Genomic DNA, 15,910 nt, shown 5'->3' with positions numbered 1-15,910 from the left:
TACGGCTGAGGGTGCCGGTTCATTCCCTCAGCCGGCTTCGAGTTCGAGCAGTGTCGATTTGGCCAGAGGCCCGCCGACGTACAGACCCGCCGACCCGTCGGAGCGCACGACGCGATGACAGGGGATGACCACCGGGAGCGGGTTATGGGCGCAGGCTGTGCCGACGGCGCGGACCGCGCGCGGACGGCCGATCGCCGCGGCGACGGTCGCATAGCTTTCCCGGCGGCCGTAACCGATGTCGCGCAAGTGCTCGACGACATCGCGCCGGAAGCCGTCGGCCAGCCGGAGATCGACCCGGACGTCGAAAGCGGTGCGGCGCTTGGCGAAATACTCATCGATCTGCCGTGCAACGTCCTCGAGTCGCAATGGAGAGCGCAGAATCCGGGGGCTCACGGCGTCGGCGAGCCGGTTGAGGACCGCGTCGTGGCCCTCGATGTCGTATGCCACGCGAACCAGGCCGACCGACGTCGCGGCCAGCAGGAGCGTGCCGACCGGGGTGTCGATCGTGCGGTAGGCGACGTCGAGCGCCCCGTCGGCTTCTGCCGCCTGTTCTAGCCGGGTGTGCAACCGGGACATCGTGTCTTCATCGGCATGCAGTTCGTCGAAGATATTGGTGCTCATGGTATTTCGTCCTTCGAGTAGATTTTTCGCAGCGTCTTGATGCCGTCGGCGGCAGCGCGCCGGGCGGCGTCGGGGGAGTTGTCGAGTAGTGGGGCGATCTCGGCGAACGGCAGGCCGGCGATGTGGTGGTAGGCGACGGCCTGGCGTTGCTTGGTCGGCAGTTGTCGTAGCGCCGCCCACAGGTCGGGGTCTCGGGTCGCCGGGTCGGCGTGCGGTGTGGGGTGCTCGGGCAGGGTGTCGGTGGGCACCGGCCGTCGGCTGCGGGCGCGTCCCACGTCGAGTGCACGGCGGTGCGCGATGGTCACCAGCCACGCCTCGACGTTCGCGTCGGCGGGGAGCTTCGGGTAGGCCCGCAGCGCCGAAAGGAAGGTTTCCGACCAGGCGTCCTCGGCGTCCAGAGGTCCGACCACGGCACGACACACCCGCAGCACCGTCGCGCCGTGTTCGGCGACTACCTCTTCGAACGGGCGCACCTTCACATTCTGTAGACGTCGCGACCCTGCGCGTTGTGAGATCAGCTTTTGGTGAACGGCTCCAGCGCGGTCGTCAGGTCGTTTTCGAAGCGCGCACGGTCAACGCCCAAGCGGTGCAGTGGGCCGTCATCGTCCTCGGCCTCGAGCAGGGCGAGCACGATGTGCTCGGTGCCAACGTAGTTGTGGCCCAGGCGAAGTGCCTGCCTGAACGTCAATTCGAGCACCTTCTTCGCCGCGCCGTCGAATGGCGTCAGCGCGGGCAACTCGCCGTCGGCGGCCGAGGGCAGCGACACCGCCGTGCTGACCTTGCTGGCATCGACGGCCTGGCCGGCGAGCAGCTTCACCGCGAGTGCGTCGGGATCGACGAACATCGCCAACAGCAGGTGGTCGGGGGTGATCTCGCTGTTGCGCGCTTCGTGGGCCTTGTTCTGGGCTTCGACGATGACGTTGCGTGCGCGCGGGGTGAACCGGCTGAAGCCGTTATTGGGATCGAGCGCGTCGGCGTCGTTGGGAGTCTTGGGGACAAACCGCTTCTGGGCGGCCTGCTTGGTCACACCCATGCACTTGCCGATCTCGGTCCATGACGCCCCCGACCGGCGGGCCTGATCGACGAAGTGGCCGATCAGGTGGTCGGCGATCTCGCCGAGGGACTCGGCGGCCAGTACTGCGTCGGTGAGTTGCTCGAGCGGTTCGTCGTGCACCTTCTTGATGACGTGGATGAGGTCGTCGAGGCGGACGGGGTTGGTGATCTTCGAAGGCTCGGTCATGGCGTCAACGCTAGGTTGACGGCTGGCTTTCGTCAACCTTTGGTTGACGCCTTGGGGTAGCCGCGTCTGACCGTGCGATCGAGGATGCCCAGGGTGCCGCGCAACGCGAGCTCCGAAACAATCGGAAAGATGTTGGCATCGCGCCAATGCTGGTCGATGTTCGACCAGTCGTAGAACGACGTCACCAACGTTCCGCCCTCGACCGGCTCCAAGCGGTAGCCGTAGACATGCCCGATATCCGGCTTGAGTTGACCGAAGATGGTCCACGCGATCAGCCGGTCCTGCTCGAACTCGGTGATGGAGACGGTGACGTCGTACTTGCCGAGCGGATAGTCATTGAGCGCCTCGCGATCCATGTGTACGACGAAGCTGTCGCCGACCGCGCGGGCGGGATCGCCGTCAGCGTCCTGCAGCATCCCGGTGGCGTCGATTGCGACGTGGCCCTGCGGGTCGCACAACACAGCGAAGATGTCGGCGGCGGGGGCGGGGATGGTGCGTGACACCTCGATACGTTCGGTCATCGCTCGATCGTCTCAGGTGTGATCTGTGTCGAGCCCGTTTTAGGGCTAAGTATGCGGGTAATAGTTCGAGCGAAATGTCCACTGAAAGCGAAATGTCCACTGAACCAGTCGACCCGACGACCACCAAGCCCGTACTACTGCGGCAGGCGATGGCATTCATCCACGAGAACGCGCATCGCGATATCACGCTGAGCGACATCGCGGCTTCAGTGAACGTCACACCGCGATCCGTCCAGTACACGTTCCGGCGCTATGTCGGCGCGACGCCGCTGGAGTATCTGCGTGGGCTGAGACTCAATAGGGCGCACCGCGAATTGCAAGCCGCCGACCCGTCGGTCGACACCGTGATGGCCATCGCGGGCCGGTGGGGGTTCGGGCATGCGGGGCGGTTCAGCAGTATGTACAAGCGTAGGTTCGGCAACTCGCCGAGCGAGACGCTGCGCGGTTGACTGCTCTCGTTTACCTCGGGAAAAAGCCCTCGCGGGTGAAGATTCCGGGCTGCCACCCCCGAGCGCCCAGGCACAGCATCGGACGTCCGTCGGGATGTTGCGCTGCCGCTTGGGGTTTGGGGCACGGCGCGCCGGTTTCCTGCACGCCGAACAGCTCATAGGTGGCGACCCAGAAGCCGGTGTAGATGGGCGGCCACTGGTTCTCGATCCAACGGCACTGCAGGACTTCGCCGCCGGGGCCGCGACCGAACGTGAACCGCTCCAGGTTGGTGCACGGCGCGGTGAGGTGCGCGTCGTAGTTCATGCCGGGCACATCAGACGGATAGCGCCCAGGGGTGTCGGGATAGGCCAGGTTGTCGGCGGCAGCCAGCGGAGCAGCGCTGATGGCAGCGCCGGCGATCGCTGCGGCGGCGATGAACTCGCGAATCAATTCCCACCCCTTGGTCGTCTTGATGGGTTGGCATTCAGAGCGTAATCGGTGCCCGAGATGCACGAGTGCTTTCGCCTCGATGACGGACGCGTCAGAGGCCGGTCACCGAGGCATCGAGTGCCGGCCCTGTGAACGATAACGGCGGATCGGCGCCGTCGTCAGAGGTGAGTCCCACAACGCTCCCGACAACATGGCGACAAACAGTCCGAAAAGACCCGCAGTCGCGAACAACGCTTCACTCGCCATGCCTGGTAGGTACCCACACCGCGGCTTGGCGACACCCAGGTGAGGAATCGGTGCCTTTGGGTGCGAAGCCCCCGACCCCAGCGCGGGGGCTTCGCTGGGCCAGCCACCTGCGCCGGGTGTGCGAATTGGATGCAAGGCGGAAGGCCCATTAAATTAGATAGCCCGAACACTGCGAGCCTAATCACCAGGGCAAACCGTATTGCCTAGCTTTACGGGCGGCGACCGGCCAAAATCCCCGTGCGGCGCAACTTTCGTTGCGCACGGAAACGGTGCGGGAATGGCTGGGCGAGTGTGCGGTGCTCAGCGGTTGATTTCATCCTGCGGGGCAGGCGCGAAAAGTTCGCCCCAGGAGTGGACGCTGGCCATCTCAGGTGTCGTACTGGTGGCGGCCGACTCGCTCGAGGTCAGAGCCGACGCGAATGCGCCGAACCCGACGAATGCGACGGCTGCGGTGGCTGCGGCGGCGTGCCTGATGCTCATGACTTGCTCCCGACGAGTTGGCTTACTGACTGCCATCAGCATCGGTCGTCGGCCTTGGATCTTTCTTGGAACATGGGCCGGCCCGCCACTCGGGGGGTAGTAGCGGGCCGGCGTCTGTTGCGCGTGGCTGTCTAACCCAGCCCCGCGGCGAGTCCCAGAAGATCCTGTGCGGGAATGATGTTGCCGATGTCGCCGAGGACCGGGATGTTGCCGAGCTCTCCGAGGCCGGCGATGCTGCCGACGTCGGCGACGTTGTCGAGCAGCGGCAGATAGGACTGCCAGTCCTCGCTGAGCCCTCCGGGAATGAGGGGTGCAATGTCATCCATGTCGGGGTCGGCATACGCCGCACCCGACCCGAATCCGACTGCGGCCAAACCCATTACGCCTGATATGGCGCCTGCGACCGCGATTCTCTTTGTTGCCTTCATAGCGCTGTGCCTCTCGTTGCAGCCCGGTATCGCCTGACACCCGTAGCGGGCTGAGTCTTCACGGTAGACCTTGGAAGTTTCTAAAAGCCCAGCACACGGGCGAAAAAATAGCCGCTGAACAGCGGCTATGTGGTGCGCGATACTGGGATTGAACCAGTGACCTCTTCCGTGTCAGGGAAGCGCTCTCCCGCTGAGCTAATCGCGCCGGGAAACCTCGTTGGAGGTGGAGACGGGAATCGAACCCGTGTGCACGGCTTTGCAGGCCGTTGCCTCACCACTCGGCCACTCCACCGCGGGGGTTGATGCCACTGCACCCTTCGAGCGGATGACGGGATTCGAACCCGCGACCCTCACCTTGGCAAGGTGATGCGCTACCAACTGCGCTACATCCGCACGCCACGAACGGCGTGCCGCCCGTCGCGAAGGACGACAATAGTCGACCCGAGCAAGACACCACAAATCCCTTGCTTCGAAACCGTTTGTGTCACCCCAGATGGTAGGCCTCGCGGGAGAGCGAGAACTCTCCGCCGTACTGAAAATCCCAGCAGGTGATGCCCGACGGGGCGCTCGAGCACTCGATTGAACCCGCAACGATCTTGTCGCCGAACGCCAAAGGGTTACCCGTCGTCATCGCGGTGTCGCCCGCACAACGAACGTGGCCTGCGTCAAAACAGCTGGTAGGCATCGAGCGCAATCGTGAAGCCGTGTCCGGTGTCGGCGTCGCGACACGTGATACCGGAGTCCGCGCTTTCGCACCGCAACGGGCCCGCGGTGATCGCATCGCCGTACGGCAGCACCTCGTCGGCGCCGAAGACGGTGTCACCGGCGCATACGAAGGAAGCTGGTTGGCCGGCGACGATCTCGATCCCGTGTCCGTAGTCGAACTCGCAATCCGCAGGGCGAGGCGGCGGTGACCAGTCCCGGTCGATGATGTCGCAGCGGGCCAGGTCCATGACGATCATGCAGGCGACATTGCCGGTCGGGGAGATGAACCCGGTGAACTCGGAAACCTCTCGGTCCACCGGCTTGGGTTTGGCTGTCGACGTCGGCGGGGCGGACTGGGGTACGGACGCCTGTGCCGCCACCGACGAGGAGCTTGTGGCCTCAGGACTGGAGGAGTTGGTGCACCCGGAAACGACGAGCAAGGCGACCGCACTGGCAACTGCGGATGTCGGAGGTCTGCCAGGTGGGGCCACGGCGCGACGATAGCCCGGCAACGCGGGAGGGGGCGACGAACGGTGAAATGCTGGGACGCCCATTGCGAAAAGGAATTCGGGCCGAAAGCCGCGACCGTGCTAATCTTCGACCTCGTTCGACCTTCGGTCGAGCTCCCCGGTCTCGTAGCTCAGGGGGAGAGCGTCCGCCTCACACGCGGAAGGTCACTGGTTCGATCCCAGTCGGGACCACAAGTATCAGCCCATTTCAGACCATGTTTTCAAGACACTGCGTGCAACGCGTGCCAAATACATGCCAAACGCGTCATTCGCCCGCATTGCCTGCGCACCGCCCCTTGCCGTGTCGGTGCGTGCTTCTACCGTTGCCCTGGTGATCGTCAAGCGCGTGACACGGGTAGCACTGACCCGGACCACCGAGCCCACCCCCGGCGACCACACGTCCCACCCAGGCACCGTGCTCTGGCGCACCGAATGGACCGAACTGCGGAGCGGGAAACCGACCGAACTGCGGCAGTCTCACTACACCGAGACCGCCGCCCGCCGCCACGTAGACGGCCTGCTGCAAATGCGGGCCTCCGGGCTAACTGTCGACGGCATCTACACCGAACACACTTGAGACAACGTCGTGACAAGGCGTGGGCCGGGCCGGGTTCACCTGTTAGCGTCGCGGACGTGGAGATTGACCTCTGGCCCCTCGACCATGTGAGCGGCATTCTCTTCTGTCTGACGAATCGCACCGGAGCCGATGCGCGCGACGTTGAAGTCAAAGCGTTCCGCGCGATGCTCGACCGCAACGGCAAGAGCTACGTTCGATGCGTGCCGTCCGTCGCGAACGGTGAATCCTTTCAGATCAGGCTCAATCGCGTCGGCCTCACGACGCAGCCGGAGTTGGAAATCACATGGCTTGACCGTGATGACGAGCGAGTCGCGTGGCGTCACCGCCTCGACCCCTATATCTGATTCCGGGTCGGCAGTAACTCGTCATCGGCAGTGAGCATCAGATCAGCGTTCAGCCCGTAGTCGGCGAGCCCAGGTCGATCCCGTTACCGTAACAACCACTCTGTTACGCTAACGGAATGAGTATCGCAACCTGCACCGAGTGCGGTGCCGAGTTCTCGTCGGCCCGGTCCACCGCCGCCTACTGCTCGTCAGCCTGCCGCCAGCGGGCCTACCGGAACCGTAACGCCCCGACCGTTACGGCAACAGGCGACGAGTTTGTACGCAGCCTCGAAGCCGTGAAGAAGCGACTCGCCGAGGATGACCGGGACCGGCCTAGCATGACGAAGTATTTGAAAGATATTCAACAGTGTTCCGCAGCCCTTGCGGAACACGGCGAAAACCTAACCGACGAAGAAGTATTGGAAGCGTTAGGTGCAGCGCAGTTTCTCTACGAACTTCTCCGTGGAGAAATAATCATCCGAGAGAGGACCCATGCAGCCGCAACTGGTCATCGCTGCCCAGCAGCAGATCAGCGCCCAGCCCGTAGTCGGCCAGCGCGGGATGGCCTTCGGGCAGTTCCCAGCCGTGCAACCGGTACGGCTCACAACCGACAAGCTGATCTATCGGCTTACTGAGTTCGGCGTAAGCCTCATCACTGAGCCGCCCGCACCGATCACGGAACGCAACCGCCCGCTCCAACAGATACTCACGCAACCCTGCCTCGGCGCTGCGGGCCTTAACCCGTGCCATGCCACCGCGACCAAGCCGCCTGCTGATGCCGCCGAGACTTCGGCTGCCTCGCCATGTCGGGGTCAAGCGCCGCGATCCACTTCTGAACGCTGGCTTCGGTCTGCCTCAGCTCCGCTGACACCTCTGTGATCCTCCGCGTGGACTGCACCGGTTTCGCGACCTCAGCCGCGAAAAGCTCCTTGAGCACTGCCAGCCGGTCGGCGGCCGCCTCGATCAGGCCCAGTGTCAGGGTTTCAGCTTCGGTCCATTCGGTGCCGTCGCGCAGCGACTTGTTCAGCACGCGGACAATGCGCTTACCGGCAGTCACTCGGGATGCTGCCATGAGTGAGCCTCCTTTCGGGTGTGGGTTTTGACGCTGCGATGCTCACTGTCTGCACCGCTATGAGACAAGGGGCATGTCGACCCTGAGGGCGGAGTCGTGTCCCAGGGGCATGTGTCGCAACGGGTTTCAGCGTCCACCGTTTCAGTCTCCGGGGTGTGGTTTCAGGTGTTGGCGGCGTTCTCGGCGACGCTGGTAGTAGGCGGCGTGGGCGGTGCGTCGTTCGTGCTCGCTCTTTGCTGCATGGCATTGGTGGCAGACGGCTTGCAGGTTGTCGTCTGGTGCATCGGCGCGTGAGACACCGGAGACAGCGGCGGGGATGATGTCGTCTATCTCGGTGGCGTCGATGAGGCAGCCGGGCAGCCTGAGTTGGCATTCGTGGTGGTCGCGGTTGAGGATGCGTCTGCGTTTGTGGCGGGGTACGCCTCGTTGTCCCCATGTGCTCATAGTTTCGGAAGGGGTTCTGACTGCTGGCGGCGTGCTTCAATCCAACTGTTGAGGCCCGCCCACGCCGCGATCAGGGTGTCGTAGAACTCGGCTGGCACAAGCACCCAGGGCTGCTGACCGGTGTCGGTGACGGTGATTGGTTCGCCGTATGCGAGCAGTTCGGGCAGCCGCGCGACTAGTTCCTCAACGTCGTACTCAGTGAGGCTGCGTCTTAACTCGGGGTAGAGCTTGGTCACGCGCATTGTCATCGCCTTCTGTCGCTGCATGATTGGCAGGCTGCGCGCTGCTGGTGGACGGGGTCGGTTGTGATGGTCGCTGATGTGGTGACTGCTCGGCCGGTGCAGCCGGTGTAGTTGAGTTCGCACTGACCGCTAGCGGATCGGATGACGCTGCGTTGTTGTGGGGTGGCTAGCTGTATCGCCCACTCATCGGGGTAGGTGTCGAATGAATCGGTCATGTGGTTTGCCTTCCGTTTAGCGCGGTAAATTCCGCAAAGGTTGCCTCATTCGCGGGTACTGGGCGGACTGTGCGGCGTCGAACCCTTCCCGGAACTGTTGCGGGCCGACAGGGTTGACGATGTTGATGCTGTTGTCGATTTGGTTGCCGGGGCCGGGTGCTCCGGCTGGTGCGAACGCGCGGCTGATGACGCCGCCCTGGTCCGATTCCGGCATCGCGGGCATGAACTGTCCGGGCGCGTTGCGCTCGGGCACCACGCCGAGAGCGCCGAAAGGCTGCGGAATGCTGGACAGCAGGCCGCTGAGCCCGCCGCCGCCGCCGTCCATCGCGGCCGCCGCGTTGCCGCCGCCACTGTCGGCGGGACGCAGCCCCATGACACCGCGAAGCAATTTCATCAACCCGAATTCGGCCGGGTTGCTGAACAGGGTGCCGTCGAGGCCGAAGATTTCGAGTAGGCCGCCCATGAAATCAGCGCCCAGTTGTTGTGCGCCGCTTGCCGATTTGGCGGGGGTGACCACCACCGGTGACTCTTGGGTGCCGTGCGGCATGCCGGGCGGGTAGGCGGCAGCGGCCGGGTTTGCGCTGCTTGTGCTGGCCGTGACGGGCAGGTAGTACTGGTTGGGGAATGTGTTCGCGCCGCGACCGCCGCGACCGCCGCGCGCCGCCGCCTCCGACGAACCCCAGTTGAAGTTGGTGCCGCCGGGGAGTGTCGCTTCCATGTGTCCGCCGTCGAATCCGACGCGGAAGTCGCCGGGGCCGCCGGTGCCCTGCACGAATCCGCGTGAGGTTAACCATTCTGCGGCGTTGGCGGTCGACATGGACCGGCCTGCTGTGGGGCGGCCCTGCAACACGTTTATCAGATCTTCGACGGCGCTTGAGCAGTCGCCGAGCCCTTGGGCCAGGTCCGCTGACCCGGTCTGCGAATACTGGCCGGAAGGAACCATCGACAGCAGAGCTTCGTCGCTGAATCCGCTGCCTGTGGTCGGCGATGCCGCCGAGTAGACCGGTGCCGCTGTCGTGGCGGTGGCTGCGCTGCTCGGTGTCACGGCCGGTGTCGGTGTCGGCACCGTGTAGCCAGAGGCCGGATAGGCCGGGACGACAGGCGCTGCGGGGGCCACGGGCGGCAGTCCCCGACGTTCCCGCTGAGCGTTCGGGCCGCCGCCCGCCTGGGGTTGCCCGGGGGCCGGGGTCGGCAGCGTCGAACCGCCGCCGCCGCCGTTCAAGTTGATGTTCGCCACGGCCGGAATGTTGCCGATGCTGATCCCGGCGAGGTTGGCAATCGACCGGATCGGTTCCAGCACCCTGTTGATCGCTGCGGTGAACGTGTTCAGTATGCCAATCGCCGAATTCACTGCGGCCTCAACCGCTCTGGGGATCACGTCGAACGCCGCCGACACCAGATCCACGGCAGCCTTGACACTCAGTGTCGCGGCCTCCCACACGCCGAACGCCGGACCCAACGCCACGGCGGCCGCGCCGATCACCGGCATGATGTCCTCAATATGGCCGAGCAGTCTCGCGATGTCAGGCAGTATCGCCGCGCCGATGGGGGCGAGCTTGAAGAACGCCGACACCAAGGTCGGCAGCAGACCGGCCAACTGGCCTACCGTGTCCAAGCCTTGTTGGAGCCACATCGCTAGTTCGCCGGTCGCCGTTTTTTGGCTCACCCAGGCAGAGAATTGTTGGGCGACAGTGGTTATCGCGCCTGCGATCTGCGGCAGGAACGTCGAACCGACCGACATGAGTTGCGCCATCGCTTGGGTGAACGGGGCCGCCGCCGGGGCCAGTGCTTGGAATGCGGTCACCACGTTCGACATGAAAGTGGTTATCGCTGTCTGCGTTTCGGGTGTCATCAACTGGGCGGCGACACCCTGAAAGGCGGTGTTGAACGCCCCGGCGATGCCCGTCGTCATCTGCTGAATCTGGGGGAGGAATTGGTTGGCCAGGTTGTTCAGGGTCGGCCCGACACCGGCGAACAAGGCGTCCTGCGTGGCGTTCTTGAGTTGGTCGAACGCTGGCAGAATCGCCTGTATCGCCAACGCTGCCTGCTGCGCGTTCGGGGCGAGGGATTGCAGCGCGGCGGCGAACTTCTCCGGATCGCGAATGGACTCCATTGCGTCGGTGAAGCCCATCATCCCCAGCTTGAGCGTGCCGAACGCGGCACCGGCGGCACCGGCTGCCGCCGGAAGCACCAGCAAGGCTTGAGAGGCGGCGGCGGCCACCCCGGCGACCTCCACCAAGGCACCAGCCAAACCGACCATCACGATAGGTCCGCCGACCTTGCCGAGTGCGCTGATCGCGGCCCCAAGCCCGGTAAACGAGTCGGTGACCCCGGAGACTTGCCCAGACATCGCGCTCATCGCCGGACCCACCCTTGAGGCGTCTACGTCGATTTCCACGGTCCGCCGCTTGTTTATGTCGCGGTCGAGGTCGGCGACCTTGCGGCGGGCTTGTGCAGTGTCAGCGTCTACGTCGATTTTGTGGCGGTCGCCGATGCCCCGGTCAATCTCGCGGCCCCACCGCTGACCAGCGCGACGCATATCATCATCGACCGAACGGAGAGCCGAACGTATGCCACTGGCAACTCTCTCAGTCGACGGCAGAATATTGACGTACACGTCGGCAATTGCGGGGATGGCTAACTCACCGCCTTAAGCTCGTACGGAGTTTGAGAATCTGGGCGGGCACTGTGCGTGTCCCTCCGCCCCTGATTCGCGCTGTGCGCTCGACTGACTGAATCCTGCCCATGTCGGACGCCTCGTAGTAGCCCTCCCACCCTGGTATCGGCCGCCACTGTTCCTCTGTGTCGTAGTCGAACGCGATCTGTTCAGGCATCGACAGCCTCGTACGGGTTGGTTCGGGGTATCGGCACCGTGTTACCCCGCTCATCGAACGTGGCGGGCGGGTTCGCGTTCAGTTCGTCCCAAGCGGTTTCGGCGAACTGGCGTAGCCGCTCTTTCGCCTGGGAGATGCTGTTTAGACGGGGTGTCAGCCTCAACCAGGGGCTTGACCGTATGTCGCTTCTCCGCGCTCGGAACGCCGCCCCGGCCTGCATGAGGTCGCTGTCGGTCGTCATCAACGCCTCATCGACCACGCCTCGCATTTCGATCACGTCGGGCTGGTCGATCACCGCCCACGAGATACTGCGCGGACCGAAAAGTGCTGCGAGGGAGGCGATCTCATCAAGGCGTTGCACGGCCGGGCGGATCGAACGGTATGCGGCCAACTCTTCGGCGGTGCCCTGATCCGCCAATTGGCGAGGATCTACGCTCGTGTCGACGGTCGCGAGGGCGTCTGTGAGTTGTGTTGCTGCCTCCGTGAATGATTCGCGCAGACTGTCGAGAATTTCATCCGCTGCACCGGCTACTAGCGCACGGTGGAAGCGGTCGAGGACTGCGGTCTCGACACGGGCACGGATCGAACCTCTGTAGTCGGCGGCGGCGGCATCCCTAGCGGCTGCGGCCAACAGTTCGGTCAGCGTCTCATCGGTGAGTTCACCGGCGGCCGCTGCGGCGACGATTGGTTTCACCGGATCGCGGGGTGCGGGATGCTCGGCGAGCAGCGTCACCGCGTCGAGCAGTTGGGTGAGCACGGGTGGGACGACGCCACCGGCGGCGGCGACTTGCTCACAGAGTTGACGGGCGGCGGGTAGGGACGCGCCAGCATTCATCGCCATGGTTATCGTCCTTCCGGTCGGGTACGTGCCCACAGGTCAGCCGCTTGGTCATCGGTAAGAGCGGCGATGTAGGACTCGACGGCCAGGACCAGCGCCCGCGCCGGAGACTCAGACTCAGGTGCGGGTTTCGCTGTGCCTCGCGGCCGCCACGCCTCCGGGTACGAATCGTCAATTGCCATGATGGTCAACCCTTCTCTCAAACTTGTTTACGGTGCGCAGCTTCGGCGACGACGAGAGCTTTGTCGAACACCCACCGGCCACCGACCCGGCGACCACCAAAGAAGCCCTGCTGGGCTCGCCGCTGCATAGTGCGCGTTCCGATACCGAGCAGGGCTGCCGCCTTGCCGGTGCCGATGGGTTCCGCGATGTCTCCATCACCCGGACAGTTTGCAGAATCGGGCTCCGAACCGGTGTCGCGTTGGCGCGTAGGCGACACGTCGGCGTCTCGTATCGCTCGACGTAAACCTTCAAATCTGCTGTCTACCTTCCCGTTCCGCGCCGCAGCGCGGACACCACTCGACACCAGAAAATACAAGTCTGCGAGTGCTGAACCCGACACGACCAGGACGCCCGGCCACACCTGCACCGGTGGCACTGGCGGACCCGTCATGCGGGGCCGCCCCCGTCCGCAGGTGTTTCGTTGATCAGCCACAAGCCTCCGGTTTCGGGGTCTAGCTCCACGTCCATTCCGAGGTCACGGTCGGCCCAATACGCGAGGGCGTCAGTGACGTTGAGGCTGCCGGTGTGGGCCTGGGCCTCGTTGGATCGGCGGCGGCCAGACTGTTGCCATCCGGCAGGGAGGTCGTGCGGTTTTGCGTCGGGATGGAGCCGCATCCAGTTCTGGACGGCGGTCGGGTGAACGTCTATCAGGATGGCGATCCCGGCGGCCGTGAGCTCCAACGATCCGTTGATGACGCGCGCCAACTCGGTCGCAGCATCGTGCGGTCGCTTCACCGCTTCTGTCCGCGACGGTCGAGAGTGTCGACGCCCGTGGTCTTCCAACGGGCGGCCTGCTTGCGCTGGACGAGTGTCAACCGGCGGCTCTGACTCGCGGCGAGGACCGGACACCAGATCGCGTGTTCGAACTTGACGCGGCCCGGCGGTGGCGGGACCGTCGCGATGGCGGGACAGTCGCGGCACGCGTTGCGCACCACGACGGGGCAGCCGAGGGCTTCTGCGAACGGCTGCGCGGCGTTCAAGCGGTCGATGTCGATCCGATCAGCCGTGGTCATCGGTCGCTCCGTTCGGCTGTGCGGTGCAGCCCGCACGGGTCGCCGGGATGACCGACGCTGATTCGGCACGGCCGCCCTGTCTGTACATGTCGTGCCAGTCGTGGGGGCATTCCGGGTAGTACTCGGTGTGAAGCGACTTGCTGCCCTCCGAGAGGACCGAGCACTTTGTGCAGAGCAGCAGGCCGCCCTCGAATAGGCCGTGGAGGCGGCGTTTACCGATAGTGCGACCGCAGCGGTGGCATGACTGAGGTGGGGCGGGACCATCACCCCAAGGGAAGCGACTCATTCGCGGCCGTCCATGTATCGACGGTGGCGGCGCTGCTCGGCCGGTGTCAGTTGTCGGCCTTGATGGTGCGCCAGGACGGGACACCAGTCCTCGTGTTCAAAGGTGACGCGGCCGGACTGTCCGGCCGGTGCCGGCGGCACCGTAGTGATCGACGGGCACTCATGGCAGACGTTATGCAGGATCACGGCAGTGCCGGTGTCACGGGCCAGCTTCCATCCGGCTTGCAGCTTCGCGTAGTCGATCCGGTCGGGGGTGTCGGTGAGGACAAGCACGTTGGTTTTCTGAGTCATGTTGGTGGTTCCCTTCTCCGCAGGTGTGGCATTTGCCCCGCTTGGGTGTCCTGTCCGCTCGACTGCTGTTGGACTGCTGTAACAGCACGCGTTGCGGACTCCGGGCACTTCGCCCACTCGCCACTCGCCACCCCCTAAGAGAGGGGGGGTGGTGGCGAGTTTGTGGCCTGGGGTGGCGAGAAAGTGGCGAGAGGTGGCGAGATTCATTTCACGACCGCCTTATAGAACGGTCGCTGATCGGTTCCATCGTTGATGAGATCGCCGGATCGCAGCAGGTCACCGACCGCGCGGTAGAAGGTGCCATCTGTCAGATCGGACACCTTCCGTAGCTCGGTTTTCGACGCTCCGGTGGTGGCGAAATGTTGGAGGAAGGTGGCGAGAAGGGTCTGTGCGCGCTCCGTACTCGCCACCCCCCAGGTGGCGAGTTTTACGGCCGAAATCGTGCCGCTCCCGGAGCCGTCAATGAGGTCGAGTTTTAGTTCGTGACGGTCTGCCTCGGGACCGTCTTTGCGCTTCTCCCGGTTGAGGGTGACCACGCCGCCGTCGCGGATCACGGAATAGACGGTGTCGACCCCGGCTTCGTAGGCCGACGATCCGCGAAGCGTCTTGCCATCCTTGCCGGTGTGATGCACACCTCCCACCACACCGCGACGGCCCGGCGTCTTGTCGAGGAGCCAATAGAGCCGGTCAATCACGATCCCGCTGTCCTTGGCGGAGTTTTCATCTCCGCCGACCGTGCAGCGCGCCAGGGTGTCGATGGTGATGAAGCTGTAGCCGCCCCATTCGATCAGCGCACCAAGATTTCTCACCTCGCGAATGTCCATGAGGTTGACCGGACGCGGCAGAAGATCGAAGTCCTCATCGCCGATGCTGGTCTGCCAGCCCCGTTCCCAGGCGTCGACACGCCCCTTGAATCCGAACGCTCCTTCGGCAGCGACGTACAGGACCCGGCGCTTCTCGGTGGTTCTGCCCTGCCACGGTCGGCCTGTGGCGACGCTGGCAGCCCAGTCGAAGGTGATGAACGATTTGAGGGTGCCACGGTGTCCGTAGAGAAGTGCGCAGGTCCCTTGGTCGAGCACATTGCCGATCAACGGTGCGGGGTCTGGCAGTGTTCGAAGCGCGGACCGGGTGAGCAACAGATCGGCTAATGCGGGTGCCTTGTCGGAGGTTTCGGACCTGCCCTGTCCGTTCCGTTCGCCTGTAGGGTGGCCGTCGTCGTCGGGTGGCGGTGGGATCGTCGCGGCCCCCTGTTCATCGTCGGGCGGCTCGTCAAGTGGCGGTAGTGGCACACCGTCGTACGGGTCGACCACTTCGACGCCGTTGCGGTGCTCATCGACGCCGGGCGGCGGCTCCGTCACGGTGCCGAACACCGGGTCATCGAACAAGTTGTTGTCACCCACGACGATTCACCCCCGCAACTCGTCTAGCCGTGCTGCGCAGTCGAGGCACGCGACGGTCACCTTCGACACCAACGGCGCTAATTCGACCTCAGCGGCATCGGTAGCCGCACTCACCAAAGCCCGCCCGGCGCTTTCGATTCGGCGTCGTAGCGACTCAGACAGCACCGCAGCGGCATACTCACGCGCCGCCATCGGCTGAGCACCACTCGTCGCCGCGTCTGCAAGGGCTTTGGCTGCGAAGTGCTTGAGTGTGCCTTCACGGCGTACCGCGTCGAGAACAAGCTGCGGGCCTGCCGGTGTACCGGCACTGACCAATCTGCGCACCGCACCGACCAGAGCCGACAGCGACGGCGTTGCCATGTCGTCGTCGTTGACGAGGTCGAGCACTGCGGCGGCGTCGACAGGTTCAGACCACAGCAGAGAACCGAGAAACATGATGCCGGTCGTCGGATGCGGTCCGACTGGGGGGAACTGTCGCCCTGATCGGTTATCGTGGGGGCATCCGTTGGCGCGGTGTTTTGGAGT

The 15,910-nt window shown here is 64.6% G+C and carries 25 protein-coding genes and 4 tRNA genes; 6 read left to right on the top strand and 23 right to left on the bottom strand.

Translation table 11 applies throughout. The features are described from left to right. Positions 1-27: 27 nt before the first annotated feature. The 4 genes from G6N36_RS07110 to G6N36_RS07095 are packed head-to-tail and all read right to left on the bottom strand — an operon-like array spanning position 28 to position 2,382. Positions 28-621 carry a methylated-DNA--[protein]-cysteine S-methyltransferase gene (locus G6N36_RS07110; RefSeq protein WP_163685855.1) on the bottom strand — a complete coding sequence of 198 codons (594 nt, stop codon included), beginning with the start codon at positions 619-621 and terminating at the stop codon, positions 28-30. Further along, a complete protein-coding gene (locus G6N36_RS07105) occupies positions 618-1,100 on the bottom strand; it encodes an RNA polymerase sigma factor (protein ID WP_179964733.1) in 483 nt (160 codons plus the stop codon). Before G6N36_RS07105 ends, G6N36_RS07110 begins: the two co-directional genes overlap by 4 nt. Before the next feature lie 35 nt (positions 1,101-1,135). Further along, positions 1,136-1,861, bottom strand: a complete 726-nt coding sequence (locus G6N36_RS07100) for a Clp protease N-terminal domain-containing protein (RefSeq protein WP_163685853.1) — start codon at positions 1,859-1,861, stop codon at positions 1,136-1,138. A 32-nt stretch (positions 1,862-1,893) separates the two neighbouring features. Continuing rightward, positions 1,894-2,382: an SRPBCC family protein gene (locus tag G6N36_RS07095; protein WP_163685852.1), complete on the bottom strand. Its 489-nt coding sequence runs from the start codon at positions 2,380-2,382 to the stop codon at positions 1,894-1,896. Positions 2,383-2,474: 92 nt separating this feature from the next. On the opposite strand from G6N36_RS07095, the gene G6N36_RS07090 reads away from it, so the two are divergent. Next, positions 2,475-2,831 (top strand): helix-turn-helix transcriptional regulator, encoded by a 357-nt coding sequence (locus G6N36_RS07090; RefSeq protein ID WP_163685851.1) that lies wholly within the window; start codon positions 2,475-2,477, stop codon positions 2,829-2,831. Between the two features lie 10 nt (positions 2,832-2,841). Here G6N36_RS07090 and G6N36_RS07085 read toward each other — a convergent pair whose 3' ends face one another. From G6N36_RS07085 to G6N36_RS07055, 7 genes are all read right to left on the bottom strand, one after another. Continuing rightward, positions 2,842-3,261, bottom strand: coding sequence for a hypothetical protein (locus G6N36_RS07085; RefSeq protein ID WP_163685850.1), 420 nt, complete (start codon positions 3,259-3,261; stop codon positions 2,842-2,844). 546 nt (positions 3,262-3,807) lie between these two features. Then, a complete protein-coding gene (locus G6N36_RS07080; protein WP_163685849.1) occupies positions 3,808-3,987 on the bottom strand; it encodes a hypothetical protein in 180 nt (59 codons plus the stop codon). 131 nt (positions 3,988-4,118) lie between these two features. Then, positions 4,119-4,415, bottom strand: coding sequence for a hypothetical protein (locus tag G6N36_RS07075; protein ID WP_163685848.1), 297 nt, complete (start codon positions 4,413-4,415; stop codon positions 4,119-4,121). Positions 4,416-4,545: 130 nt separating this feature from the next. Next, positions 4,546-4,620, bottom strand: a tRNA-Val gene (locus G6N36_RS07070). Positions 4,621-4,633: 13 nt separating this feature from the next. Then, positions 4,634-4,707, bottom strand: a tRNA-Cys gene (locus tag G6N36_RS07065). Positions 4,708-4,735: 28 nt separating this feature from the next. Next, a tRNA-Gly gene (locus G6N36_RS07060) sits at positions 4,736-4,808 on the bottom strand. A 272-nt stretch (positions 4,809-5,080) separates the two neighbouring features. Next, positions 5,081-5,377, bottom strand: a complete 297-nt coding sequence (locus tag G6N36_RS07055; protein ID WP_235689986.1) for a DUF6636 domain-containing protein — start codon at positions 5,375-5,377, stop codon at positions 5,081-5,083. Here G6N36_RS07055 and G6N36_RS07050 point away from each other — a divergent pair. The 4 genes from G6N36_RS07050 (at position 5,367) to G6N36_RS07035 (ending at position 6,550) form a co-directional block, all read left to right on the top strand. Further along, the gene (locus tag G6N36_RS07050) at positions 5,367-5,624 is read left to right on the top strand and encodes a hypothetical protein (RefSeq protein ID WP_163683893.1); all 258 of its coding nucleotides are present in this window, start codon (positions 5,367-5,369) and stop codon (positions 5,622-5,624) included. The two genes, G6N36_RS07055 and G6N36_RS07050, sit on opposite strands and share 11 nt — an antisense overlap. Positions 5,625-5,749: 125 nt before the next feature. Beyond that, positions 5,750-5,821 (top strand) — tRNA-Val (locus G6N36_RS07045). 139 nt (positions 5,822-5,960) lie between these two features. After that, on the top strand, positions 5,961-6,206 hold the full coding sequence (locus G6N36_RS07040) for a hypothetical protein (protein ID WP_163685847.1): 246 nt from the start codon (positions 5,961-5,963) through the stop codon (positions 6,204-6,206). Between the two features lie 56 nt (positions 6,207-6,262). Next, complete coding sequence (locus G6N36_RS07035; protein ID WP_163685846.1) at positions 6,263-6,550, top strand: hypothetical protein; 288 nt, start codon at positions 6,263-6,265, stop codon at positions 6,548-6,550. A gap of 453 nt (positions 6,551-7,003) precedes the next feature. On the opposite strand, the gene G6N36_RS07030 is transcribed toward G6N36_RS07035, so the two are convergent. From G6N36_RS07030 to G6N36_RS07000, 7 genes are all read right to left on the bottom strand, one after another. Further along, positions 7,004-7,279, bottom strand: coding sequence for a hypothetical protein (locus tag G6N36_RS07030; protein ID WP_163685845.1), 276 nt, complete (start codon positions 7,277-7,279; stop codon positions 7,004-7,006). Beyond that, on the bottom strand, positions 7,266-7,601 hold the full coding sequence (locus tag G6N36_RS07025) for a hypothetical protein (protein WP_163685844.1): 336 nt from the start codon (positions 7,599-7,601) through the stop codon (positions 7,266-7,268). Before G6N36_RS07025 ends, G6N36_RS07030 begins: the two co-directional genes overlap by 14 nt. A gap of 141 nt (positions 7,602-7,742) precedes the next feature. Then, complete coding sequence (locus G6N36_RS07020) at positions 7,743-8,045, bottom strand: HNH endonuclease (protein WP_163685843.1); 303 nt, start codon at positions 8,043-8,045, stop codon at positions 7,743-7,745. Beyond that, on the bottom strand, positions 8,042-8,311 hold the full coding sequence (locus tag G6N36_RS07015; RefSeq protein ID WP_163685842.1) for a hypothetical protein: 270 nt from the start codon (positions 8,309-8,311) through the stop codon (positions 8,042-8,044). The genes G6N36_RS07020 and G6N36_RS07015 overlap by 4 nt, the downstream gene beginning before the upstream one ends. Before the next feature lie 207 nt (positions 8,312-8,518). After that, on the bottom strand, positions 8,519-11,041 hold the full coding sequence (locus tag G6N36_RS30325; protein WP_372512221.1) for a phage tail tape measure protein: 2,523 nt from the start codon (positions 11,039-11,041) through the stop codon (positions 8,519-8,521). A gap of 103 nt (positions 11,042-11,144) precedes the next feature. Beyond that, complete coding sequence (locus G6N36_RS30320; RefSeq protein ID WP_163685841.1) at positions 11,145-11,336, bottom strand: NUMOD4 domain-containing protein; 192 nt, start codon at positions 11,334-11,336, stop codon at positions 11,145-11,147. Continuing rightward, positions 11,329-12,177, bottom strand: coding sequence for a hypothetical protein (locus G6N36_RS07000; RefSeq protein WP_163685840.1), 849 nt, complete (start codon positions 12,175-12,177; stop codon positions 11,329-11,331). The genes G6N36_RS30320 and G6N36_RS07000 overlap by 8 nt, the downstream gene beginning before the upstream one ends. A 211-nt stretch (positions 12,178-12,388) precedes the next feature. Here G6N36_RS07000 and G6N36_RS06995 point away from each other — a divergent pair, with 211 nt between their 5' ends. After that, a complete protein-coding gene (locus G6N36_RS06995; protein WP_163685839.1) occupies positions 12,389-12,640 on the top strand; it encodes a hypothetical protein in 252 nt (83 codons plus the stop codon). A 143-nt stretch (positions 12,641-12,783) separates the two neighbouring features. Here G6N36_RS06995 and G6N36_RS06990 read toward each other — a convergent pair whose 3' ends face one another. The 5 genes from G6N36_RS06990 to G6N36_RS06970 all read right to left on the bottom strand — a co-directional run bounded on the left by G6N36_RS06990 (position 12,784) and on the right by G6N36_RS06970 (position 15,820). Further along, positions 12,784-13,131: a hypothetical protein gene (locus G6N36_RS06990; protein ID WP_163685838.1), complete on the bottom strand. Its 348-nt coding sequence runs from the start codon at positions 13,129-13,131 to the stop codon at positions 12,784-12,786. Continuing rightward, on the bottom strand, positions 13,128-13,409 hold the full coding sequence (locus G6N36_RS06985; RefSeq protein ID WP_163685837.1) for a hypothetical protein: 282 nt from the start codon (positions 13,407-13,409) through the stop codon (positions 13,128-13,130). The genes G6N36_RS06990 and G6N36_RS06985 overlap by 4 nt, the downstream gene beginning before the upstream one ends. 282 nt (positions 13,410-13,691) lie before the next feature. After that, positions 13,692-13,985, bottom strand: a complete 294-nt coding sequence (locus G6N36_RS06980) for a hypothetical protein (RefSeq protein ID WP_163685836.1) — start codon at positions 13,983-13,985, stop codon at positions 13,692-13,694. Positions 13,986-14,188: 203 nt separating this feature from the next. After that, positions 14,189-15,385 (bottom strand): AAA family ATPase, encoded by a 1,197-nt coding sequence (locus tag G6N36_RS06975; protein WP_163685835.1) that lies wholly within the window; start codon positions 15,383-15,385, stop codon positions 14,189-14,191. Positions 15,386-15,391: 6 nt separating this feature from the next. Beyond that, positions 15,392-15,820: a hypothetical protein gene (locus G6N36_RS06970; protein ID WP_163685834.1), complete on the bottom strand. Its 429-nt coding sequence runs from the start codon at positions 15,818-15,820 to the stop codon at positions 15,392-15,394. Positions 15,821-15,910 lie beyond the last annotated feature (90 nt).

This window comes from Mycolicibacterium gadium (assembly GCF_010728925.1).
Classification (GTDB): Bacteria; Actinomycetota; Actinomycetes; order Mycobacteriales; family Mycobacteriaceae; genus Mycobacterium; species Mycobacterium gadium.
The sequence above is the reverse complement of the archived record's forward strand: the minus strand, read 5'-3'. Positions and strand labels throughout refer to the sequence as shown.